Below are 21,683 nucleotides of genomic sequence, written 5' to 3'. Positions count from 1 at the left end.
CGCGACCCGGCCGGAAGTGCCCGGACTCCGAGTCGCGTCAATCGGTCAGCACTCGTTCCACGGCGCTGAACCGAATCCGCTCCTGCTCCAATCGCAAGGCGGATGCGTACCGGTTGGCGACCAGATCGCGGTACAGCTGCGACTCCGCGGGCGTCAGGTGGGCGAGTTCCACCGCAACCGGGGTAGCCTCCCGGCCCCAATGTTCCCGGTGACCTAGCAACGTCGCGGAGTCCATCAGCACCGACGTCGTGTGCGGAAACACCTGGCGGAGCCGGTCGAGGATGGCAAACCCGTGGGTGTCAATGTCGCCCCAGTAGCTCAGCTCCCGGTCGTGCAGCCAGGTCAGCGGCGCCAGCGCGCGGACCGCGTAGCCGCCGCCGAAGACCGCAACAGTGTCCGGCATCGGCGGAAGGGCCAGGTACGTAGTCTCGTTCTCCACGACGAGCACCCGGTCAAGGTCGAGCGGAGTGCGCGCCAACTCGTCGACCCGGACCGTCACCTCGCTGAACGGACCGAGCGCCGCCGGGATGGGGCGGGCAAGCGCGCGCAGCCGCACGTACGTGGGCTTGGTGCGGAACCGGTACCGCTCGGCGAACCGGGCCGGGGGCTTTGCCGTATCGATCCGCTCGGGTGCCAGCTGCCGGTCCAGCAGCTGGGCCAGGACGCCGCGGTGCTGCTCGATGAACTTGGTGTCCACGCCGGGGACGTCGATCTGCCGCACGTAGAGCTCCTTCGTGGGGTGCCGGTCGATCCAACGGACGACGTCGACCAGGCGGGCCCAGCTCTGCTCGTTGTCCAGGACCTTCATCGGCTCGGCGGTCATCCACTCGACCAGGGCGGGCGCAGCCGGAAGCGTAGCCTCCAGCAGCCGCACGAACGTCTCCACCTGCCGCCTTACCCGCAGCAGCGCCCACACCTGGTCAGGACTGTCGATGACGGCCCGGTACGGCACCTCGTTGCGGCCGACAAGTCGCCCGCCGACGCGTTTCCATTCGAGGCGCACCAGGGCCGGGTCGACGGCCTGCCACGCGACGAGCCAGTCCTGGGCCGCGCCGAAGTTCTCCGCCAACTCGACCGCGGTCGGCGCTCGCAGCGGCACGACGATCGGCTCCCACCGCTGCCGCGCGTACGCGCTGAGCAGCTCGCCGGAGTTCCACCGCCGGCGCACCTTTGTCAGCAGGTCCGTCGGGGTGGACCAGCGCGACGCCGGCACTGTCACTCCCCGACGGTGATCAGGTGGGCGAGCTGGTGCGTCTCACGCTGCTGGTGGTACTCCTCGATGGTGAGGCTGCGCAGCCGCGAGTTGCTGCCGGTGGGGTTGTCGACGAAACCAACGGCGGAGACGTACGGCTCGATCACGTGGATCTTCTGCAGTGGGGTGACGATGAGCAGTTGCAGCCCGAGCCGCCGGAACAGCGCGAGCGCGAACCGCGTCGACTCGTCGGAGCCCCGGCCGAACGCCTCATCGATGACCACGAAGCGGAAGGTCTGGCCGGGGTCGGTGGTCAGGTCGAGCTTGAACTGGTACGCCAGCGACGCGGCGAGGATGGTGTAGGCGAGCTTCTCCTTCTGCCCGCCCGACTTGCCGCCGGAGTCGCTGTAGGTTTCGTGCTCGCTGTCGTCCTCCCGCCACCGCTCGGAGGCGGAGAAGACGAACCAGTTGCGCACATCGGTCACCCGCCGCGCCCACGCCTTGTCGATGTCGGTGAACCCCGGACGGCCGCGGAACCGTTCGATGAGCTGCTTGACCTGCAGGAACTTCTGCTCGGAGTACTGGTCACCGTCGTCGCGGGCGAGCGAGTTCTCGGTGCAGGCGCGCAGGTCGTTGATGAACTCGCGGATCTCCACGTTGGGCGTGCGGTTGCCTTCCAGCCGGATGTACCGGCCGTCGTTGTAATCGATGCCCACCAGCGACCGGTTGATCGTGTCGATGCGTTCCCGGATGAGGTCGGCCTGTTTGTGCAGCCGGGAGTGGAACCCGGCGATGTCGCGGATGGTGTTGGTGTTGAGGTACGTCTTGAACTCGTTCTCGAAACGCGGCAGGTCGTCGCGGACCAGCCGCTCGTGCATTGCCCGGTACTCTGGCGCCGACTGCATCGAGCTGTCCAGCTCGGCGGCCTCCACGGGGTAGGTGTTGCGGAAGTCCATCATGCGGCTGACTGCACGGTTGCCGGCCAGGGCCTGCCGGTGGGCAGCGTCGTTGCGGTCCTTGGTGAGCCGGTCCTCGGTGACGCTCCGCAGCTGGTCATAGTCCTCAGGGCTGGGCAGCGTCGTGTCGCCGGCGAGTTCGGCGATCGCTGCGTACCAGCGCTCCGCCTCCCGCGCGGCCGGCTCGCTCAGCAGCGCCTCCGCGTCGCGCCGGCCGTGCTGGGCCTGTTCCAGATGTACGTCGGTCTGGGCGACCCGGCGCTGCAGGTCGTCGCGCTCGGCGCTGCTGCCGTCGATCGCCTCGAGCACCGTCTTCAGCTGGGCGGTGACCCGCTCCAGCGCCCGGGAGGAGCGTTCCAGCTGCTGCTTCTCCTGGCGCAGCCGCCGCACCCGCTGCGCGGAGGACTGCCAGTCGACGTCGGTGAAATCGGTGAACTCGACGAGCTTGCTCAGCACGTCGAGCCGGCGGTTGAGCGCGCCGAGCCGGTCGACGACCGCTTCCCTGGCCGTCGCTGCCCGAGCCTTGTCGGTGGTGAGTGCGCGCGCCTTGGCGAGCAGTGCGTCGATCTTCTGCTCGATGCTCCAGCCCAACACGTACGTGCTGCGGTCGTCGATGCGGCTGCGGTCGTCCTTCTCGTGCCGGCCGCCGGTGTCCTTGACCTGCCCGGCCCGGGTGATGGCCCGTTCGGCCCGGCGGAACTCCTCGATCGTCTGCACGCACTCGTAGCCGGCACGGCGGCGCAGCTGGCGTTCCAGCCAGGGCCGGAATGGTGATTCCTTCAGTTCCAGCTTGGCGACGAGCTGCCGGCCGGCGTCGGCGGGCAGCGGCTCCGCCTGCCGGGGCAGGGTCGCCGGTACCCGGTAGTAGACGAGCCGGCCGCCGAGATGACGGCGGTCGACCCAGCCGGCCACGGCCGGGTAATGCTCGTCCGGCACCAGGATCGACAGCGCGAAACCGCGCAGCAGCCGCTCCGCCGCCCCCTCCCAGTCGGCGGCGTCGACCCGGACCTGGATCAGCTCGCCCGCGAACGGCAACGCCGCCTCCGGCAAATCCAGCTCAGCGCAGATGCGCGCCCGCAGCTCCAGGTTGCGCCGGGGGATGTTGGTGCGCCGCTCCTGCAGGCTGCGCAGCTCGGCGTTCACCTCGCTCTCCTGCTGCTCCAGCTCTCGCACCCGCACCGCGGCGTCGGTCAGGTCGTTCTGCAGGCCGGCGCGCTGCTCCTCGGCGCCGGTCAACTCGTCGGCTACCTCCCGTTGCCGGGCGGTGAACTGCTCGATCGCCTCCACCGGCGGGAGGCCCGCGTCGGCCAACAGCCCGCTGAACCGCTCGAACCGGCGCCACCGCTCGTCGCGGGTGCCCTCGGCCTCGGTGATCTGCCGTTCTAGGTCGGCGATCCGGTCACCGCCGTGCCCGGCGCGCTCGAGCTCCAGGCGCTGCCGCTCGACGTCCAGGTCGGCCAGCCGGGCCCGGGTGGCGGACAACTGCGCACGCAGCTCCGCGAGCTCGGCGGTGTGCGCGGCGACCCGGGCGGCGTACAGCTCGGCCTTGCCCCGGGCACAGAAGTACGGCAGCGCCTCCCGCTTGGCGTCCAGCTCGCCGATCGTCTGGCCGTGCGCGTCGTAGGCGTCGCACGCGTCGAGCAGCGGCTTCAGCGCGGCCAGCTGTTGGCGGGCCTTGACGACCGCCTCGTGCGCCTTGGTCAGGTCCTGGAAGTGCTCGACAAGACGCCGGATCCAGCCGCCGGTGTCGAACGGCTCCAGCATGTGGTGGCGGACGAAGTCGTTGAGGTCACCGACCGCCTTCATCGAGACGGTCTGGTGGAACAGCTCCATCGCCTGGTCCGAGGCGATGCCGAGGCGGCGGCGGAAGTCCTTGCCGTACTCCGGGAAGTGGTCATACACCTTGGCGCCGGACTGGCGCAGCCGCCGCTTCAGGTGGCCGATCTCCGAGCCGAAGTCGGCGAAGTCGCCGGCGATCGTGAACTCCTGACCAGCGGTCACGTAGAAGCGCTCCGGCTGGCCCGGGTTGCCGTCGTGCAGCCAGAACACCTGCGCCAGGCTGACCGTCGCCCCGCTGGCGGGCTCGGCGAAGACGCCGAGCAACACCGAGTAGCAGGAGCCGCGGCGCAGGCCGACCGGCTCGGAGGCGCCGGTCTTCTCGTTGCGCTCCGACTTGTAGTGGCCCTGAACGTAGGAGCGCAGGGAGCGCTCCCGCGTGTCGGCACCGGCTGCCTTGTTGTACGAGATCCGGTTGGCCGGCAGCAGCAGCGTGGTGATGGCGTCGACGACCGTGGACTTGCCGGAACCGATGTCACCGGTGAGCAGGGCGTTGGCGCCGTCGAGGCGCAGCGTCCAGACCCGGCCGTCGAACGTGCCCCAGTTGTGCAGCTCGAGCCGTTGCAGGCGGAACCCGGCGAGGGCCGACGGCACCTCGAGTGTGATGTCTTCGGTCAGGGTCTCGGTCACCGGGCCGCCCCCAGCTCGGCGGCGTACTCCGCCAGCCGCGCATCGAAGTCCGCCAGCCACTGGGCGTCGACGAAGGCCTTGATGATGCGCCGCACCTCGTACGTCGCCTCGGCGTCGTCGATGCGGCGCAGGAACCCCAGCTCCACCACCTTGCCGATGTGCGTGTCGATCTGGTCGATCAGCCGGGCCTCGCTGGTCGACGCGGGCAGGAAGACCGCGCACAGGTCCACAATCTGCTGCCGGGTCAGCACCAGCCGGGTGTCGGCGTTGCTGGCGTCGAACTCGGCGAGCTTCTTGCGCAGCAGCGCCAGCAGCAGACTGACGTGGAACGACAGCGCCCGGCGAGGGATGAGCCGGGGAATCGCCGGCTGCCCGTCCGCCTCGTCGTCGCTGGGCTGGGAGCGCAGGAACGCGTACCCCTCCGCTTCGTCGATGACGACGGTGAGGCCGAGCACGGCGACGTAGTCGCGGACCTGCGCCTGCAACCGCATCAGGTGATGCCACGGCACCGGGTGCGTGTCGCGGTAGACGACACCTTTCATCAGGTGGGCGGCCGCCACGGACAGACTCGGTTCCTCGCTTCTGGTCGCGGCCATCACACACCATCCAATGCCGGCACCCGGCGCACGAACGACACGGCGGGCAGGATCGCGGTCCGGGTCCGCCCGTCGGGATCGCGCCACCGCACCTGATCCCGCCGGTCCTCGTCGAAGACTACGTCGAACCCCTGATCGCGCAGCGACAGGTACGTCACCAGCTCCGCCAGGCCCTGCTCCAGCGGGCGGGCGGCCAGCAGGTCGGGCAGGGACACCTGGGAGCTGCGGCGCAGCGCGGCGCGCACGGCGTCGGTCAACGGGCCCGGATCGACATGCACCTGCTCGAACAGCCGGGAGACGTCGACGTCGGTCTCCCCGGTGTCGACCGTGCTGTCCAGCGACTGCTTCGCGCGAGGCCGGTACAGCGGACGCTCCATCGGCAGCACGATCTGCGGTGCGGGCGCGTCGAGCTCGAAGACCAGCCCGTGCGTCGGCTGGTCGCGCAGTGCCAGCGCGTGCGCCTCGATGCCGCGCAGGAGGTCCATCACCCGCCGATTCTCCAGCCACACCTGGTCGTCGAGGAACCGGCGCAGCTGCTCCGACAGCAGCCGGACCGTCGCCTGCGTGCGCTCCGCCGCGTCGAGCCAGTCGTAGTGGATGCGCCGCATACGCGGATCCGCTGCCCCGATGACGTCGAGCGACTGCACTCGCGCGATTAGGTCGCTGAACTCCTGCTGGCGCTGTGGCGACAGCAGGAAGTCGTAGAAGGCGTGGAAGCTGCGCCCCTGGTCGGAGTCGGCGATCGCGTGCCGGCTGCCGACGACCTCGTCGAGCAGCTCGCCCTTCGAGCCGCTCCACGTGGCGATCTTCTCGCGCAGCGCCCGATCCAGCGCCCGGAAGTTCGCCTCGACCTCGCGGAAGTCGGCAAGCAGCCCGCGAGCCGTCGTCACGAACTGCTGGTACCGATCTCGCTGCGCCGCTCCGTCGAGCACCTCCACCTGACCGGCACGCACCTTGGCGATCTCGGCGTCGATCGCGTCACGGCGCGCCTGCAGCTCCGCCAGCCGGGCGTCCGGATCGGTCTCCGCGCCGTAGACCATCTGACGCAGCAACTCGAGCACGATGTTGAGCCGGGATTCGGTACCGACGAACGATCGGGCCTGCAGCGACTGCGCCCACGACAGCGCTCGCTCCACCGCCGGAGTCGCGTCGAAGTGCACCTCGTCCGAGTCGGGCGGATAGTACTTGCGCAGCCAGCCGACCTCCGACTGTGACCAGTCGTCAAGGTACGACTTGGCGGCGCGCGGGAAGGTGCCGGCACCGAGACGCTCGTTGAGCGCGAACAGCTCGTCCTCCAAGCGCGCGGTCAGCTCGACGCCGGAGATGGAGCGAACGTTCTCCTCGACGAACACCCGCCCCAGGAAGCTCAGGACAAGAGCGGCATGGTCGGCGCGCAACAGCCGCCACGCCGCGTTGTTGCGGCGCAGCCACTCGACCTCGTCGAACTCGATCGTCACCGCCGTATGCCCGTCCCTGACCGGTCAACCAACCGCCGCCCATGCTAGAGACCAGGAGGGACATTCTGCTCCGGTCCCTGTGGGCCGGCCGGCCTGCTTGTCCTTAGCGGGGCTTCGGCAGCTGCCGGTTGAAGCGGGGCTTGAGGGCCAGGACCAGGGCTTCCTTCGTACCCTCCGGGTTGTCGGTCTCCTGCCAGCGCACCTCGTGCTGGGCGAGCCAGCCGGCGATGTCCTGGGCTGTCGCCACTGGGTCCTGCTTGTCGAGGAGCTTGCCGACCTGCTCGTGCAGCACCGACGACTCGCGGTTACCGGTCAGGTGCTGCCGGAGCCGGTTGCGCAGGTTCCCGGTCCGACCGACGTAGTGACCGTGCCGCCTTCGAGGACCACGTGCACGCCGGGCGCGCGGGGAGCGTCGGCGGCGGCCTCCATCGTGTACGGCCGGGGAGGCGTGAAGCCGGCCAACAGGTCGTCGATCAAGGGTCGGACATGCACGGAGGCTACTCCCCCGTGACCCCGCACGGGCCGTCGTGGTCGTTGCGGCGTCGGCAACGGCCAGCGCCGTCGAGCCTGGCGTCACACCAGACCCGGGTATGCAGGAACTGGCGATCCTCCTCACTGAGGGTGGTCTCGCCGAAGTCGATGGCGGTGACGTGGCCGAGCGACTCGCGGAGTGCGGTGGCGAGGATGACCGCGCCGTCGAGGCTGGTCAGCGTGGTGGGCAGGTGGATGATCCAGCGGGGTGCGGTCATCGCGGCCACCGGCTGTTAGGCGAACCGGGAGCGGTGTGCCGGCAGCCGGCGTGGCGGGACTGCCACTGGCGCAGCGCCTGGCGGATGCGTTCCGCTTCGGTGTTCGTGGTGGTCAGCTCCCGGTGGAGGCGGTCGAGTTCGTCGGCGATCCGGTTGAGGTAGTCGTGCACCTGGCTCGGGTCGAGGCCGCGCCAGCGGGTGTCGAAGGTGGCGGTGCGGACGTGGTGCGCCTGCAGGCGTACGCCGGTCACATAGATCATCGCTGCGGTGCCTCCTGCTCGGCGATCAGCGCCTGAACCTGCCGGTCGGTGAGGCCGCGCTGGTCGAGGACGCGTTGGCCCCAGCGGTGCAGTCGGCACGGGTGCGGTGCCCGGTCGTTGCGGCAGCGCGGGCCGTCGGGCCACTGCTCGGGCGCGTGCACGGTCAGCGCCTTGACGGCGAAGCCGACGTCCTCCGCGGTGACGTACAGCGGCAGCGGCAGCTCGCCGAGCACCTCGTCGATCGAGTCCATGTCCCTCCCTCGCGTTGGTAGGGCACCGAGGCGGGCGGGGACGGCGCTCGTCGTTCGGTTCGACGCCGCCGGAGCCCAGCACCCGCCCCGGGCCTCCATCGCAGGGTTGTGGATCAGTGCGGCAGACCGTATGACGTGCGCGAGGTAGCCAATATGCACGGCTCGTATGCGGCTGCTCTACCGACTGTTGGCACCACTCCGGTAGGCCTGCCACTGACGGGCGGCATCGAGAAGTGGCTCGTGGTGGGGACCGGGCGCTGCCTGCTGCTTGCGTTCCCAGAGGCGCACCAGCCCGTCGGCGAACGCGTTCACTACCTCGTCGGACGCCTGCGCCCACGCCGGGATCTGCCGGGCCCACGCCTCGGCGGCGGCCGGTTTGTGGCCGGCGCGGATGAGGCGTACCAGCATGAAGGCAGTGTCGATCCACGCCGCGCCGCCCGCCGGGCTGGACCAGTCGACGAGCCGCAGCCGGTCGGCTAGCAGGAAGTTCCGCGGCGTCAGGTCGGTGTGCAGGAGCGTGTCGCCGTCGACCAGTTCGGGGGCGATGAGGTCCCGCCACCGATCCGCGAATCGCTGCACCGGGATGGGCGGAGCCGGGGTCAGCTGACAGTTCAGGGCGCTCAGCAGCTGCGCCACCGGAAGCAGGTCGGGCGATCCCGGGCCCAGGTCGGGGTGGCGGCCGGCGGCGTACTCGAACCCGAGGAGCAGCCAGCCCTCCTCCTCGATCGCCCACCGGAGGCGAGGCACCACGTCGGGCAGGTGTGGATTGACGCGGGCCTCGTTGCGGTAGAGCCATGCGCTCGGGCCGTCGCTGTCGCCGCCCTTGCAGAAGATGCGGCCAGTATCGGTATCGAGGACGGCCGCGAGCTCGCAGGACGCACCGATCGGGATCGAATACGCGGCGTGGATGGTGCCGCTGTGGTGTTCGACCTGCCGGCGTACCTCGTCGGGAAGCTCATGCCAGTGGCGGCGGCGCGGCATGCGGTGGCCTCCCGACGGCGAGCGGTCCCGGGCAGTGTATGCCCGGGACCGCTGGTGAGCTGCCTATCGAGTGGGGCTGTCGGTGCAGCCGGCGTGGCACTGGCTGCACTTTGAGGAGCAGTCGGCGGCCGAGCCACCCCACAGCTCGTGGTCGAGGGCGAATCCGGCGGCGGTGATTGCCGCGACCGTACGGGAGATCGGAGCGCCGATCGGCTCGGGTCCGGAGGGCGGGTCGTCCGGGGTCGGTTCGGGCTGGTGGTGGATGAACCGGCCGGCGATGCGCTGGCAGAAGTCGGCGTACTCGCGGGTGTACAGGATGAACGCGTGCCAGCCGATGTCCACCAGGTCGCTCGGGCCGAGCGGCTCGGTGGCGGTGGCGCAGGCGGCGAGGAAGGCGAGCGCCTGGTCCAGGATCCGGGCCGGCAGGTCGGGGGCCAGTTCGGGGTGGTCGCGGGCGATGCGGGCGGTCAACTGGGCGAACAGGTCGTCGGAGACGAGCGCTCGGCCGCTTCCGACCCGGTCGATGGTGAGCATCCTGTTCCTTCCGTCGGCGTGGATTGCCTCACCGGCAGGCTCCGGCGGACTGGCCGCGATCGGCATGACGGCGCGAGGATCGTCGATATACGTGGCGCGTATACCGCGAACCCTAGAAACGGTTTGAATGGTTAGGCTCGACAGAGCGCAATGGACACAGCCACCCGCGAACGGCGAGGTTGCCGGTGACACCTGCGAACTGCCCCCGCTGCGGGGGACGCCTGGCCCGCGACAACGACAGCGGACGCTGCGCGCCCTGCCAGGCCGCCGAACGCGTCCGGCTGAGCGCACCGCCGGAGGTTCCGGCGACGTTCTGGTCGCACCCGCCACTGCGGGCAGCCTTGGCGGAGCGGCATCTCGGGCGGGTGATCCGGGCGTACCGGCACCACCCGTACCACGGGCGGGCGGCGTTGCCGCAGGCCGTGGTGGCGGGCTGGCTGGGCATCACGCAGGCGCAGCTCAGCCGCGTGGAGAACGGTCCGCCGATGGTGCACCTCGACCGGCTCGCCCACTGGGCACAGCTCCTGCACATCCCGCCGTCAGCGTTGTGGTTCTCTCTTCCGGGCAGTCGTACTGTGGCGACTGTCAGGCCCGTCGACCTGGCCCCGAAGGCCCTCGAAGAAGGTGGCACCACGAACCGCCGGCAGTTTCATGCCCTGGCCGCACTCGCTGGTCTCCACGCCAGTGGCTGCATCGACCTGCTCACTTCGCGGGCCACCACACCCACCAGCATCGGCATGGATCACGTGCGCTACGCCTCGACTCTTGTCGAGGAGTTCCGCAGAGCGGACGCGCAGATGGGCGCTGATGCGCTCTGCGACGTAGCGATCCATGCGCACGACCGGTTGTCGGCCTGGGCGGCCAAGGCGTCGTACAGCCGATCGGTGGGCGACGCGCTGCAGAGCGCCCTGGCTGAACTGGCGATCCAGGCAGCCTGGCTCGCCATCGACGCGAACCGGCGGGCAGAAGCTCGTCCCTACCTGAATGAAGCCATCGCACGTGCCCGGATCGCCGACGACTCACGAGTTGAGGTACGGGCACTGGCATGTATGTCGCTACTCCTGCGGCAGGACCGGCCGAGCGAGGCGGCCCAGTGTGCCGAAGCTGCACTGCGTGCGTCCGCCGGATGGGCAACGCCTAGATTGCGCACGTTGCTGCACCTGCGTGCCGCACACGCGCACGCCACGCTTCAGGACAGTCTCGGCTACGAACGCGAGATGACCAGGGTGCGGCGGGCCTTCGACGGCGGTGAGCACGAGGACGACCTGCCGTTCATCACCTTCGTGACGGCCCAGGAGGTGACCGGCATCCAAGGGCTTTCGTACCTCGTACTTGGCCGCGCCGATCGTGCCGCCATCTGCTTCAGGTCCGTCACAGCTACGCCGGCTGGAACTCACCGCCGGAACCAGCTCTACTACACGGTCCAGTTCGCTCGGGCAGCGAACCGGCAAGGTGACTTTGAGAGCGCAGCAGAGGCGGGTCTGAAGGCGCTGCCGGAAGTGGGGCGGGTGCGGTCGGGGCGAGTAAGCGCGCTGCTGGCCGAAGTGCGATCCGATCTTGCGGGGGCAGGCACCTCGCTCCCCCGCGTTCGGGAGTTCATCGACGCTCACGACGGGACGCTGGCGTGATGCAGGAAGACCTGCGGCTGCGGCACTACACGGCTGAGGAAGCCCAGCCGTTGGTTGACCAGCTCGTCGACATCTACCTGGACGCCCATGCGAACGACGGACCGCTGTACAACGCTGAGCGGTACCGGAAGCAGCTCGCCGCGCACATGCCATGGCCTGGCTGGGAGCTCGTGACGGCGACGGTCGACGGCGATTTGGTGGGATACATCTACGGGTTCCCGTTGGCGCCGGACACGCGGTGGTGGGATGGCATCCAGGAGCCGGTGCCGGCCGGCTTCACCGAGGAGACTGGCCAGCGAACCTTTGCCGTAAGCGAGTTGCTGGTACGCCGCGCGTGGCAGCGACGAGGCATAGCCCGAGCCCTTCACGACGAGCTGATGAGCAGCCGGACCGAGGAGCGCGCCACCCTGCTGGTTCGTCCCGACAACGTCGTCGCCCTACAGGCCTACAAGCGTTGGGGTTGGAAGGGCGTTACCCATCTCCGGCCAAACTGGGCGAATGCGCCGGCCTACCTCGTGCTCACTCGGACGCGAGACTGCACGGCCCCAACACTTCCCGACGCTACCGTCTGACGTGACATGACCCTCTAGGACTGACCCTGTCAACGCTGCCAACGCTGTGGCCGTTCGATGGAGAGACCGCATCCGCTGCTAGTGGCACCATGCGGATCATGGTTGATGCAGCCTTCGACGCTCGGTTGCGAGCAGCCGCCAGTGAGTGGCTCATGGAGCGCACACGCAGTCAAGGTGAGCTGGCAACACACGCGGAATTGGCGGAATTCACGTTTGAAGGAATTCGAATCCCCTTACTTGACCGGCAACGCGGCATCCGCAAGCCGGCCCTACTTGACGCCGCCCTGTCATTCCGTACCACATTTACGCCACCAGGGCAGTCACCACCGTACGAAGACCGCGAAGGACCAGATGGCCTACTGCGGTACAAATATCGTGGCGACAATCCTAATCACCCAGAAAACGTAGCACTGCGCCGCGCCTACGAACTCGACCTTCCCCTGATCTGGTTTGTCGGTATCGCCCCGGGCGTGTATTTGCCAAGGCACCCGGTATGGTTAATCGCCGACGAGCGTAAGGAACTCCAGTTCGCAGTCGCGCTCGACGAAGACCAGAAGCTTGTGGAACCCGGTGCCGTCCTTGAGCCCGATCGGCGGCGCTACGTTGAAAGGTTAACCAAGCTACGGCTCCATCAGCCGCTCTTCCGCGCCCGGGTACTACAGGCGTACGGTGCGAGCTGCTCCGTATGCCAGCTCCGGCATCGATCCCTACTTGAGGCTGCTCACATCATTCCGGACGGCCAACCCCAGGGCGAGCCTGTCGTGCCAAATGGATTGGCTCTTTGCAAGATTCACCATGCAACGTTCGATCAGGGCATCCTCGGCATTCGTCCGGACCACGTGGTTGAAGTACGCAAAGACATTCTCGCCGAAGTCGACGGCCCAATGTTGCGTCATGGCATCCAAGAGATGCATGGAAGACTGATTTCGCTTCCTCGGGACCGTTCGGCCCGCCCGGACCGTGACAGACTTGAGATTCGGTACGAACAGTTTCGGAAGGCCGCCTGACGACAAACGCGGACCTTAGATGGCAGCGCCTGCACGTTGCATCGAGCAGCACAGCAACAATGGATCAAGCAGCAGTGAGGTACGCAGTAGGTTACCCGTGGCCGCAGCATTGGCAACCCATCTGATCACAGCGGCAGCCGGACGGCCCCGGCGACGCCGTGTTCTTCTGAGCCGCCGGGATGGCTACGCCGCCCGCTACGCCCCGACCACGCTCGCCGGCTCCGGCGGTGCATGCGGCCCACTGATCGGCCGCTCGTCCCCATGCCCCGGCCACCACGCCTTGTGCCCGATCAACGCCGTCAACGCCGGCACGAAGAACATCGACATCACAAACGCCGACAACACAATCCCGATCGCCACCGCGAACCCCATCTGCTGCAGGAACGAGATCGGCGCCAACATCAGCACCGCGAACGTCCCGGCAAGGATCAAACCAGCCGCGGCCACCGTCGGCCCCGCATGCTCCACCCCGATGGCAGCCGCCCGGCGCGGCTCGTTGCCCTCCCGCGCCTCCTCCCGCAGCCGGGCGATCATCAGGATGTTGTAGTCGGTCCCGATCGCCACCACGAAGAGGTACAGGATGATCGGCAGCTGGAAGGTCACGCCGGGCTGGTCCTGCACCCCCTGGAAGAGGTAGACCGTCGCGCCCAGCGTCGCGGCGAAGTTCAGCAGCACCGCGATCACGAGGTAGATCGGCGCGACCAGGCTGCGCAGCAGCAACGCGAGGATAAGCGCGATCAGGCCGGCCGCCACCGGCAGGATCACCGACAGGTCGCGGTTGTTCGCCGAGTTGATGTCGGCGAAGATCGCGGTGGTCCCGCCAACCAGCGCCCGGGTGCCGGGTGGAGCGGCCGCGTGCACGGCGTCGCGCAGGTCGTCGCGGACGAGCGTGATCGCCTCGTTGGAGACCGGGTTCTCGTTCAGCAGCAGGTTGAAGCGGGCGACACTCGGGTCGCTGCCGCGCTCCGGGGGCTGTGCCTGGCCCACGCCCGGGGCGTTCGCCGCTGCCGCCGCGAAGTCGGTGACCTGTTGGTCGGTGAGCGGCGTCCCGTTGCCGGTGGTCAGGTAGACCTCGGTGGGGGCGAGCGCGCCGGCGGCGAACCCGCGCTGCAGGTCCTGCGCGGCCTTCGCCGACTCGGTGTCCTTGGGGAAGCCGGCGCTGAAGTCGTAGTCGGCCTTGTAGCCGAGCACGCCCGCGGCGAGCGCGACCAGCAGGGCGCCGGATGCCGCCGCGACGAGCGCCGGCCGGCGCCCGATGAGGTTGCCGAGACGGTGCGACATCGTGGCCTTGGGCGGACGCTGCCAGGCCTTGGACGGCCAGAAGACGTACCGGCCGAGCAGCGAGACGACCGCCGGGATGAGCGTGAGCGACGTGATCAGCATGACGCCGACGGCGATCGCAAGCGCCGGGCCGAGTGAGCCGAAGAAGCCCAGGGAGGCGAGGAGCAGCACCAGGAACGCGACGATGACCGCTCCCGCGGCCGACGTGATGACCTCGCCGACCCGCTGGACGGAGACGATCATCGCGGTGCGCTTGTCGTCACCGGCGCGCAGCCGCTCGCGGTAGCGGAAGAGCAGGAACAGGATGTAGTCGGTGCCGATGCCGAACAGCACGATCAGCAGGATCGTCTGCAGGTCCTGGCTGACATTGAGATCGAACGCCTTACCCACGGCGGCGACGAGCCCGGTCGTGACGCTCATGACGACGCTGATGACCACGATGGGCAGCAGCGCGGCGATCGGGCTGCGGAAGATGGCCAGGATCAGTCCGATGATCAGGATGATCGTCGCGATGCCGACCACGGAGAAGGCCTGGTTGAAGGTGTCCTCGTTGTCGACGAAGCTCGCCACGTCGCCGGCCACGCCGGCGGTCAGCCCGCTGCCCTGAAGCTCCGGGCCGATGGCGGCCCGCATGTCGCGTACGGCGTCGAGCAGCCCCGGGTCGTCCGGGGTGGGGGCGTCGAGCCCGACGTTCACCACCTGCACCGACTTGTCCGGTGCGACCGCCTGCGGACCGGTCAGGTAGCCGGACGTGTGCGGGATGTTCTCGGCCTTGAGCGCCTGGGCGAGCTGGCCCACCTTCGCCTCGTCCGCCGGTGTGAGCGGCTGCCCGTCGGCGCGTTTGACCACGATGATCGCGGTCGCAGTGGCCGCCTGCGGAAATGCCTTCTGGCCGAGCTCGGTGGCCTGCACGGACTCGTAGGAGCTGGGCAGGAAGCTCTCCTGGTCGGCGGAGGTGATGTCGCCGAGCGACGGTGCGGTGAAGATGATGGCGAGCGCCGCGAGCAGCCAGCCGGCGATCACCCACCACGCTCTGCGTACGACGAATCTGCCCAGCCGCTCGAACATGGAATCCCCCGTCTGTTCGGCACAACCGACGTCTGGGCCCCCGGCCGCCGGCTCGTCACCCTGCCGGGCAGCCGTCGCTACCCGGTGTGCAGCCTACCGGCGGCACGCAATCCATTTCGGACGCTCGCGGCAACGCGTCGAGGATGCGCACCCGGCGCTACGCGTACACCGTCCTCCTGATACCGCGATGGTCGGCGCACTCGTCGGGCTGTCCGCCCACCAGGCCGATCAGGCCGTCTCGGCACGTCACCAGGTGGCCGCTGCCGCTCAGGAAGTCGGCCATACAGGGGAAGTAGCTGCACACGTCGGCGGCCGGTTGGTGGATGAGCGCGCCGCCGCAGTAGTTGTAGCCGTACGGGTTCGGCGGCGCCCCGCAGCGGTCGATCTCGGTCGGTGCGGCCGACGGCGAAGGGCTCGTCTGGGGACCGCTGGACGTCGGCTGCGGCTGAGGGTCACCGGAGACGGTCGGGGTGGGCGACGGCCGTACCGGGGCCACGACACCGCCCGTCGCCCCCGCAACTACTGTCGAGCCTCCCGCGGCGGCCTCCCGGGACGGTGGCGGCGTGACTTCCCCGCCCGGTCCAGCGCTCGTCGTGGCGGCTGCGCCGCTGGCGGTCGGGGCGACCGTGCTGACCGCGCCGATCGCCGACGCCTGCCCGTTGAGTTCCGAGGCCGGCCTACCGTGCCCCACGATGCCCACCGTCGTCGCCGTGACGAGCATCGCGACGGCCGCCGCCCCGACGGCGATCCGCCGGTCGTGCAGCAGCGCGATCTGCGGGGCCACGTCGGCGTCGGCCGGGTCGGGCACCGCCGGCCGCGCCTGCTCGTGGGCGGTGATCTGCTCGTCGAGGTACGCGGCCACCACGTCGCGGTCGCCAAGGACGTCGGCGAACGCGAGGGTCAGATAGAACCGGAAGTTCAGGGCGGATTCCGGTGGCACCCGCAGCCCGGCGAGCTTCCCGCCGTGGATGGTGTGCAGCAGGGTGACCGGGGCCTGCGCGTGGTGCGCGGGTCCGGTGAGGTCGGCGTACCACCAATGGCGCTGGCCGCGCGGACCGGCGAAGGCCACGCGGCGGTCCGTGACGACGGCCAGGCCCGCGTCGGTGACTCGCAGGCCGCGCGGCAGCGCGCGGCCGGGCGCGTCGGCGGGGAGCGGCGTGACGGCGAGCCCCGGCGCGGGCAGCCCGGCGAGGTGCCGGGCGGTGGCCTCGACCAGCTCCGCCGCCGGGAGTACGCGGAAGACGACCTCGTCGTCCTCGAGGTCGACCGGTAGGCCGGGTTCGTGGTAGCCGTGGAAGCAGTCGACCTCGGCGCGCAGCCGGGCCAGCTCGTCGGCCCGCCGGCGCCAGCTCTCGGCGTCGGCGTCGTGCGCGCGTCGCCGTCGCTCGTTCTCCCGCTCCGCCCACCGGGCCCGCCAGTCCGGACGCCTCACGTCCCTGGTTGCCAGAGCTGCGGGTGACTCCCCCCTCACATCCGGCACAACCGCTCACGTTCCGCTGGGGAAACGCGGCGACCGGAAACCGGCCCCATTGCTGCCCGTCCAGGCGAAGTGTCCGGACGTGCCGTCAGGTCACCGGCACACCGTCGCGCTTCTCGTCAGGGCGGCAGGCGGCGGTGAAGGTGGCGACGGGATCCAGGTACGCCCGGGCGACGAAGCTCATCCACTGATGGACCGCGTCCTCGTTCGACGCCAACGGTCCCGGCCGGAAGTGGGGAGAGGAGAGCCCGCGCTGGACCGACTCGCACGCCGCCCAGTCCTGGCGGTTGGTGATGTCCCAGAACGTCACCGCGTACGCCACCTCGGTCGCGTCCTCCGGCACGTACCAGCTGCACTCGACCCGCGTCCGGTCGGGTGCGAGCGGCTCGATCCGGTGCGTCATGACGTAGTCGGGGTGCGCCGAGATCAGCAGGTTCGGGAAGAGGCCGACGTACCGGACCGTGCCGCGGGGAGCCCCGTCGATGAACCGCCCGCGCGACCGGCCGTCCAGCGACATGGTCTCGGCGTGCTCCCGCAGGTCCATCGAGCCGCCGATCCAGGCGCCCGGCAGATCCCAGTTGTCACCCGATGCCGGCGGCGAGACCCGGCAGAGCTCCGGATGGATCCGCGGGCAGTGGTAACACTCGTGGTAGTTCTCCACGATCACTTTCCAGTTCGCCGCGACGTCGTACTCATGGCGATCGCCGAGGCGCAGGCCCTCAGGCTGGTACGGCGCGATCAGCCCGTCGAGGGCGCCGACGTACTCCGCGAACGGCCGAGCCCCGCCCGCCGCGTTGACGAACACCCAGCCCTGCCACTGCGCCACCGGCAGCTCGATCAGGCCGTGATCCGCGGGATCAAAGGCCGCGACGCCGCTCATGGCGGCCGCCGCGGCGAGCGTGCCGTCCAGCCGGTACGCCCAACCGTGGTACGGGCACACGATCGCCGCCCGGTTCGCCGTCTCGCCCGCGGCAAGCAGTTCATGGCCGCGGTGCCGGCACACGTTCGCCAGCGCCCGCACCGTCGCGCCGTCGAAGGTCAACAGCAGCCCCGTGTCGCCCACCGTGACCGCCCGCTGGTTGGCTGCCCCGCCCAGCTCCGACCGCCGGCCGACGCAGACCCAGCCGCCGCCGAAGAGGTGCCGGCGTTCCCACGCCAGCACCTCCGGCGAGGTGTACGCGCGGGCCGGCAACGTGCGGGACGAGCCGAACGGCAGCGACGCCGCGAGCAGGTCGTCCGCGTCCAACGGTGCGGCCGGGCCGTCGAAGCGAACAGACACTGGTCCTCCTGCGCTGCGGGCGTTCCCGATCCAACCACCGCCGCAAGGGACTTGTCGACAAGCAGCTCAACCGCCCCTTCGCGAGCTCGACAACCCCAGCAGCTACCCGACCGGCACCAGCTGCCGGACCAGGGCCTGCATCCGAGTCCGGTCCGCAGCGCTGGAGGACATCTGCTTGAGCCCTGCCACGGCGGGTGCGCCGAAGAAGCGGTGCAGTACCTCCGCGGCCTGGCGTCCGGTGACGCTGACCGGCCAGTCAGCGACTCGCAGCCCGGCGGCGTAAGCCGCGTGGATGAGCCGCCACAGGTCGACCGCGTCCTTCGGAGCAAACCGTCCGCGGTAGGCGAGCGCCTTCAGGCAGAGCGCGGACGTTACGTCCGGGAGCGCGAGGCGCAGACTGAGCTCCTCGCCGTTGGTGAGCTGTACGCGGACGTCCAGCAGCTCGGCAGGCCGGTGCAGGGCGAGTACGAGGCCGGGCACCTCGTCGACCACCAGATCGCCGTGCCTCTGGTTGGGCACCAGCCCGCCCCGGTACGACGGCGCGAGGATGTCGATCACCAGGCTCAGCTGCCCGTACCGATCGTCGGTGTCGCGCGTGAATCGGTTGGCTGCCTCCCGAGACCGGTAGCCGCGCTCGATGAGGGCGGCTGGCAGACGAGGGTCCGCGATGACGGTGGGCAACGCGGCGAAGTCGGCATCAGCGGTCTCCCGCAGTGGCACCTGCGCGGAGACCCCGTGCAGCGCCACGAGCAGGGTGACCATGTGCCCACCGACGATCCGGTAGTCCAGGTCCAGAGTGGTGGTGATCTGCGCCAGATCGGCAAGCGTCAGAAATCCGGCGTCTGCGGCCCGGCTGGTGGAGACGAGCGAGACAGGTCGGGGCTCGGCCGGGGCCGGACTCGCTGGCGTCGGACCGGTCATGCCGCGTACCCCCGATCACGGTGATCGCGGCGCAGCACGTCCCACACCCGCTGCGCCGCCTCCTCGCTGTCGGAGCCCGGCGAACGCCGCACATCCCAGAGGATCTGGAGCGGGTCGGCAAGGGGAAGATTGGGCGTGGCGGGTACCGCCATACCGGACGGCTGCCACAGGCCCGGGTCTCTCGGCACGGTGAATTCGAGCGTTGCCTCCTCCACGCCTGAGGGGATGAAGCCCGTATCGGCCAGGTTCACGCCGGTGGTGGCATACAGGATGGCGCGGGTCGGGGCACGCCAGGGAGCGATGATGTCGGCCGCGACATCTCCGGAGACCGCGACGCCATGCGAGTCGCCTGCCGCGACCATCTCGACGACCGTCCGGGCCTGCTCGACCGCTGACGCCAAGCCGTACCAGTACGTGCTGATGCCTCCCGGTCCCGGGTAGTTCTCCAGCCACCACCGGATCGCCTCATCCAGTTTCCGGACCGTCCACCCGCTCGACGTGCGCTGCACGACGTCTTGATCGGCAAGCGTGCGCAAGGCCTGGGACACCCGCGGCTGGGAGACGCCGACGAGGGCGGCCAGTTCCTGCTGGGTGGTGTACGGGCGCTGCACCATCCGACGAACCAGGGTGAAGGTTCCCCACGGCACCGGGCCCCGCTTGGCGGATCGCTTAGCCGCTTCTGCCTGAGGCTGAAGTGCAATTCGTTCCCCGCCGATGCGCAGCACACCCGTGATCGCCTGCCCGCTTTCGGCTAGCCACGACCAGCCCGCCGCCTCGACCGCCTCTTGAACGGCGGGCGTAGCCGCCGGAACGATGATCAAACAAGGTTCCGGATGGCGGCTGACCAGAGCAGCGATGTCACGGGGGCTCAGCGGGGTTGGAGACGCGACAACAGTCAAGGTGACGCGGGCGTCGGCGTAGCTCAGCTCGACGCGGTCGGCGCCACGTGGGATGAGCGCGACGCCAGCGTCCGTCAGCACGCGCCACGCAGACGTCGATATAAGCATTACCTAACCTCCATAGATAATACTTATACACCCTGTTGGTCGGCGAATCAGCCGTTCAGGTATGCGAGCACCGCCAGCACCCGTCGGTTGTCGTCGTCCGACGGCGGCATGCCCAACTTGCTGAAGATGTTGTTGATGTGCTTGCTGACCGCCTTCTCGGTCACGAACAGCCGCCCGGCGATCGCCGCGTTCGACCGCCCCTCCGCCATCTGCCCCAGCACCTCCCGCTCCCGAGCGGTCAGCTCCCCCAACCGGTCAGCGCCCGCGTTCCGGGCCAGCAGCTGGGACACCACCTCGGGGTCCATCACCATCCCGCCGTCCGCGACTCGGCGCACGGCGTCGATGAACTGCCCCACGTTCGACACCCGGTCCTTGAGCAGGTAGCCGACTCCCCCACGCCGATCGGCGAGCAGCTCCCGCGCGTACAGCTGCTCGACGTGCTGCGACAGCACGAGGATCGGCAGCCCCGGCATCTCCACCCGGGCGGCGAGCGCCGCCTGCAGTCCCTCGTCGGTGAAGGTGGGCGGCAAGCGTACGTCGAGCACGGCGACGTCGGGTCGGTGCCGGGTGAGCGCCGGCAGCACCGACGGCCCGTCGGCGACCGCCTCGACGACCTGGAAGCCGTACGCGTCGAGGATGCGCGTCAGCCCGTCCCGGAGGAGGGCGAGATCCTCCGCGATGACAACGCGCACGGCAGCTCCATGGTCACGACGGTCGGTCCGCCGGGCGGACTCGTGACGGTCATCGTGCCATCGAAGGCTGCCAGCCGGCGTCGCACACCCGCCAGGCCGCTGTCGACATCGAAAGAGGCGCCGCCGCGCCCGTCGTCACCGACAACGACTCGCAGCACCGCGTCCCGATGAACAAGAGAGACCCAAGCCCGACCAGCTCCACTGTGCTTGGCGACGTTCGTCAACAACTCGGCCACCGCGAAGTACGCCGCGGACTCGACCGCCGCCGGCGGGCTGCCGGGCAGGTCCACGTCGACGTCGACGGGCGGCGTGACGGTGAGGGCGAGGGCCTGCACCGCGCCGTCCAGGCCGCGCTCGGCGAGCACCGGCGGGTAGATCCCGCGTACGAGATCGCGCAGCTCGACCAGCGCCCGGCCGCTGGCCTCCTGCGCCTCGCTGAGCAGCCGCGCCGCCCTGGCCGGGTCGTCGGCCAGGAGTTCCTCGGCCAGGCCGATGCTCATCCGCAGCGCGACCAGCCGTGCCTGCGCGCCGTCGTGCAGGTCGCGTTCGATGCGGCGCAGCTCGGCGGCCTGGCTGTCGATGGTGTCGGCGCGGGTGGCGGCGAGGTGCCGTACGCGCAGCGCCAGCTCCTGCGCCTGGGTGGGTGCGAGGAAGAAGCCGGCGAAGCGGAAGTGCAGCCACACCAGCCACGGTGGGACGGCCAGCCCGCCGCCGAAAATCAGCCAGCCCTGCGGCATGGACAGCCACGCCTCCAGGTAGTTGTCCATCGGCCAGAAGACGCCGTAGCCGTACCAGTCGGTGATGGCGTACAGCAGTATCGGCACGAGCAGGACGCCTTCGAGGCCGTAGAACGGCAGCACGAACGCCAGCAGGCACGCCCCGCCGGTGATCGCGCCAGGGATCAGCCAGGCGAAGTCCCGCCACGTGGCCGCGTCCGAGACCACCCAGCGGAACCGCTTCCAGGTCCCGAGCGACGCGCCGGCCGGGACCGGTTGGTACGGCGACGCGATCGGCGCACGGCTCCAGCGGCTCAGCCGGCGTTGCAGCCCCACCGACAGGCGCACCAGCACGGTCACCGCCGGGAAGAGCGCGAACCCGATGCCGAACGCGGGGATGAGCGCGAGCGACACCACCGACAGCACGAACAGCGCCACGTTGGTGGTCAGGCTCAGCAGCGCCACGGCCAGGCCCTGCACGGCGGCGACCGCGCCGGGCCGCACCAACTGCCACACCACGGCACGTACGGAGCTGTCCACGGCGCTCATTCTCCGCCCCCGGTGCCACGGATTTCGGTGGTGCTACCACCACC

21 protein-coding genes are annotated in these 21,683 nt (G+C 69.7%); 3 read left to right on the top strand and 18 right to left on the bottom strand.

Annotated features, from left to right (window positions below; translation table 11 throughout):
- Window positions 1–37 precede the first annotated feature (37 nt).
- From HCJ94_RS08680 to HCJ94_RS08630, 11 genes are all read right to left on the bottom strand, one after another.
- Entirely contained in the window at window positions 38–1,219 is a 1,182-nt protein-coding gene (locus HCJ94_RS08680; protein ID WP_168000448.1) for a Wadjet anti-phage system protein JetD domain-containing protein, read from the bottom strand.
- The gene (locus HCJ94_RS08675; protein ID WP_168000447.1) at window positions 1,216–4,614 is read right to left on the bottom strand and encodes an ATP-binding protein; all 3,399 of its coding nucleotides are present in this window, start codon (window positions 4,612–4,614) and stop codon (window positions 1,216–1,218) included. Before HCJ94_RS08675 ends, HCJ94_RS08680 begins: the two co-directional genes overlap by 4 nt.
- Window positions 4,611–5,210: a DUF4194 domain-containing protein gene (locus tag HCJ94_RS08670; protein ID WP_205800911.1), complete on the bottom strand. Its 600-nt coding sequence runs from the start codon at window positions 5,208–5,210 to the stop codon at window positions 4,611–4,613. The genes HCJ94_RS08675 and HCJ94_RS08670 overlap by 4 nt, the downstream gene beginning before the upstream one ends.
- Window positions 5,210–6,667 carry a DUF3375 domain-containing protein gene (locus HCJ94_RS08665; RefSeq protein WP_205800910.1) on the bottom strand — a complete coding sequence of 486 codons (1,458 nt, stop codon included), beginning with the start codon at window positions 6,665–6,667 and terminating at the stop codon, window positions 5,210–5,212. Before HCJ94_RS08665 ends, HCJ94_RS08670 begins: the two co-directional genes overlap by 1 nt.
- 103 nt (window positions 6,668–6,770) lie before the next feature.
- Complete coding sequence (locus HCJ94_RS08660) at window positions 6,771–6,959, bottom strand: hypothetical protein (RefSeq protein WP_168000446.1); 189 nt, start codon at window positions 6,957–6,959, stop codon at window positions 6,771–6,773.
- Between the two features lie 20 nt (window positions 6,960–6,979).
- A complete protein-coding gene (locus HCJ94_RS08655) occupies window positions 6,980–7,159 on the bottom strand; it encodes a hypothetical protein (RefSeq protein ID WP_168000445.1) in 180 nt (59 codons plus the stop codon).
- Between the two features lie 5 nt (window positions 7,160–7,164).
- A complete protein-coding gene (locus HCJ94_RS08650; protein ID WP_168000444.1) occupies window positions 7,165–7,416 on the bottom strand; it encodes a hypothetical protein in 252 nt (83 codons plus the stop codon).
- A complete protein-coding gene (locus HCJ94_RS08645; protein ID WP_168000443.1) occupies window positions 7,413–7,676 on the bottom strand; it encodes a DivIVA domain-containing protein in 264 nt (87 codons plus the stop codon). Before HCJ94_RS08645 ends, HCJ94_RS08650 begins: the two co-directional genes overlap by 4 nt.
- The gene (locus HCJ94_RS08640; RefSeq protein ID WP_168000442.1) at window positions 7,673–7,927 is read right to left on the bottom strand and encodes a hypothetical protein; all 255 of its coding nucleotides are present in this window, start codon (window positions 7,925–7,927) and stop codon (window positions 7,673–7,675) included. The genes HCJ94_RS08645 and HCJ94_RS08640 overlap by 4 nt, the downstream gene beginning before the upstream one ends.
- Window positions 7,928–8,104: 177 nt before the next feature.
- On the bottom strand, window positions 8,105–8,908 hold the full coding sequence (locus HCJ94_RS08635; RefSeq protein ID WP_168000441.1) for a hypothetical protein: 804 nt from the start codon (window positions 8,906–8,908) through the stop codon (window positions 8,105–8,107).
- 63 nt (window positions 8,909–8,971) lie between these two features.
- Complete coding sequence (locus HCJ94_RS08630) at window positions 8,972–9,442, bottom strand: glycine-rich domain-containing protein (RefSeq protein ID WP_240944061.1); 471 nt, start codon at window positions 9,440–9,442, stop codon at window positions 8,972–8,974.
- Between the two features lie 185 nt (window positions 9,443–9,627).
- On the opposite strand from HCJ94_RS08630, the gene HCJ94_RS30025 reads away from it, so the two are divergent.
- The 3 genes from HCJ94_RS30025 (at window position 9,628) to HCJ94_RS08615 (ending at window position 12,649) form a co-directional block, all read left to right on the top strand.
- The gene (locus tag HCJ94_RS30025) at window positions 9,628–11,070 is read left to right on the top strand and encodes a helix-turn-helix domain-containing protein (RefSeq protein ID WP_309227194.1); all 1,443 of its coding nucleotides are present in this window, start codon (window positions 9,628–9,630) and stop codon (window positions 11,068–11,070) included.
- Window positions 11,070–11,642, top strand: coding sequence for a GNAT family N-acetyltransferase (locus tag HCJ94_RS08620; RefSeq protein ID WP_168000440.1), 573 nt, complete (start codon window positions 11,070–11,072; stop codon window positions 11,640–11,642). Before HCJ94_RS30025 ends, HCJ94_RS08620 begins: the two co-directional genes overlap by 1 nt.
- A 98-nt stretch (window positions 11,643–11,740) precedes the next feature.
- Window positions 11,741–12,649, top strand: a complete 909-nt coding sequence (locus tag HCJ94_RS08615) for an HNH endonuclease (protein ID WP_205800909.1) — start codon at window positions 11,741–11,743, stop codon at window positions 12,647–12,649.
- 195 nt (window positions 12,650–12,844) lie between these two features.
- On the opposite strand, the gene HCJ94_RS08610 is transcribed toward HCJ94_RS08615, so the two are convergent.
- The 7 genes from HCJ94_RS08610 to HCJ94_RS08580 all read right to left on the bottom strand — a co-directional run bounded on the left by HCJ94_RS08610 (window position 12,845) and on the right by HCJ94_RS08580 (window position 21,639).
- Window positions 12,845–14,998 (bottom strand): MMPL family transporter, encoded by a 2,154-nt coding sequence (locus tag HCJ94_RS08610; protein ID WP_168000439.1) that lies wholly within the window; start codon window positions 14,996–14,998, stop codon window positions 12,845–12,847.
- 157 nt (window positions 14,999–15,155) lie between these two features.
- Complete coding sequence (locus HCJ94_RS08605; RefSeq protein ID WP_240944060.1) at window positions 15,156–16,430, bottom strand: hypothetical protein; 1,275 nt, start codon at window positions 16,428–16,430, stop codon at window positions 15,156–15,158.
- A gap of 133 nt (window positions 16,431–16,563) precedes the next feature.
- A complete protein-coding gene (locus HCJ94_RS08600) occupies window positions 16,564–17,754 on the bottom strand; it encodes an aromatic ring-hydroxylating oxygenase subunit alpha (protein WP_168000438.1) in 1,191 nt (396 codons plus the stop codon).
- Window positions 17,755–17,856: 102 nt separating this feature from the next.
- On the bottom strand, window positions 17,857–18,675 hold the full coding sequence (locus HCJ94_RS08595; RefSeq protein WP_168000437.1) for a hypothetical protein: 819 nt from the start codon (window positions 18,673–18,675) through the stop codon (window positions 17,857–17,859).
- Window positions 18,672–19,655, bottom strand: a complete 984-nt coding sequence (locus HCJ94_RS08590; RefSeq protein ID WP_168000436.1) for a winged helix-turn-helix transcriptional regulator — start codon at window positions 19,653–19,655, stop codon at window positions 18,672–18,674. The genes HCJ94_RS08595 and HCJ94_RS08590 overlap by 4 nt, the downstream gene beginning before the upstream one ends.
- Before the next feature lie 74 nt (window positions 19,656–19,729).
- Complete coding sequence (locus HCJ94_RS08585) at window positions 19,730–20,374, bottom strand: LuxR C-terminal-related transcriptional regulator (RefSeq protein WP_168000435.1); 645 nt, start codon at window positions 20,372–20,374, stop codon at window positions 19,730–19,732.
- Window positions 20,326–21,639, bottom strand: a complete 1,314-nt coding sequence (locus HCJ94_RS08580) for a sensor histidine kinase (protein WP_168000434.1) — start codon at window positions 21,637–21,639, stop codon at window positions 20,326–20,328. The genes HCJ94_RS08585 and HCJ94_RS08580 overlap by 49 nt, the downstream gene beginning before the upstream one ends.
- Between the last annotated feature and the right edge of the window lie 44 nt (window positions 21,640–21,683).

The sequence above is a fragment of the Micromonospora thermarum genome (assembly GCF_012034245.1).
Classification (GTDB): Bacteria; Actinomycetota; Actinomycetes; order Mycobacteriales; family Micromonosporaceae; genus Micromonospora; species Micromonospora thermarum.
This window is presented reverse-complemented; position numbering and strand designations above follow the sequence as displayed.

Coding starts and splice junctions, on each gene's coding strand:
- HCJ94_RS08670 (WP_205800911.1), bottom strand. CDS start 5,210: ATGGCCGCGACCAGAAGCGAGGAACCGAGTCTGTCCGTGGCGGCCGCC.
- HCJ94_RS08650 (WP_168000444.1), bottom strand. CDS start 7,416: ATGACCGCACCCCGCTGGATCATCCACCTGCCCACCACGCTGACCAGC.
- HCJ94_RS08645 (WP_168000443.1), bottom strand. CDS start 7,676: ATGATCTATGTGACCGGCGTACGCCTGCAGGCGCACCACGTCCGCACC.
- HCJ94_RS08640 (WP_168000442.1), bottom strand. CDS start 7,927: ATGGACTCGATCGACGAGGTGCTCGGCGAGCTGCCGCTGCCGCTGTAC.
- HCJ94_RS08635 (WP_168000441.1), bottom strand. CDS start 8,908: ATGCCGCGCCGCCGCCACTGGCATGAGCTTCCCGACGAGGTACGCCGG.
- HCJ94_RS08630 (WP_240944061.1), bottom strand. CDS start 9,442: ATGCTCACCATCGACCGGGTCGGAAGCGGCCGAGCGCTCGTCTCCGAC.
- HCJ94_RS08620 (WP_168000440.1), top strand. CDS start 11,070: ATGCAGGAAGACCTGCGGCTGCGGCACTACACGGCTGAGGAAGCCCAG.
- HCJ94_RS08615 (WP_205800909.1), top strand. CDS start 11,741: ATGGTTGATGCAGCCTTCGACGCTCGGTTGCGAGCAGCCGCCAGTGAG.
- HCJ94_RS08610 (WP_168000439.1), bottom strand. CDS start 14,998: ATGTTCGAGCGGCTGGGCAGATTCGTCGTACGCAGAGCGTGGTGGGTG.
- HCJ94_RS08595 (WP_168000437.1), bottom strand. CDS start 18,675: ATGACCGGTCCGACGCCAGCGAGTCCGGCCCCGGCCGAGCCCCGACCT.
- HCJ94_RS08580 (WP_168000434.1), bottom strand. CDS start 21,639: ATGAGCGCCGTGGACAGCTCCGTACGTGCCGTGGTGTGGCAGTTGGTG.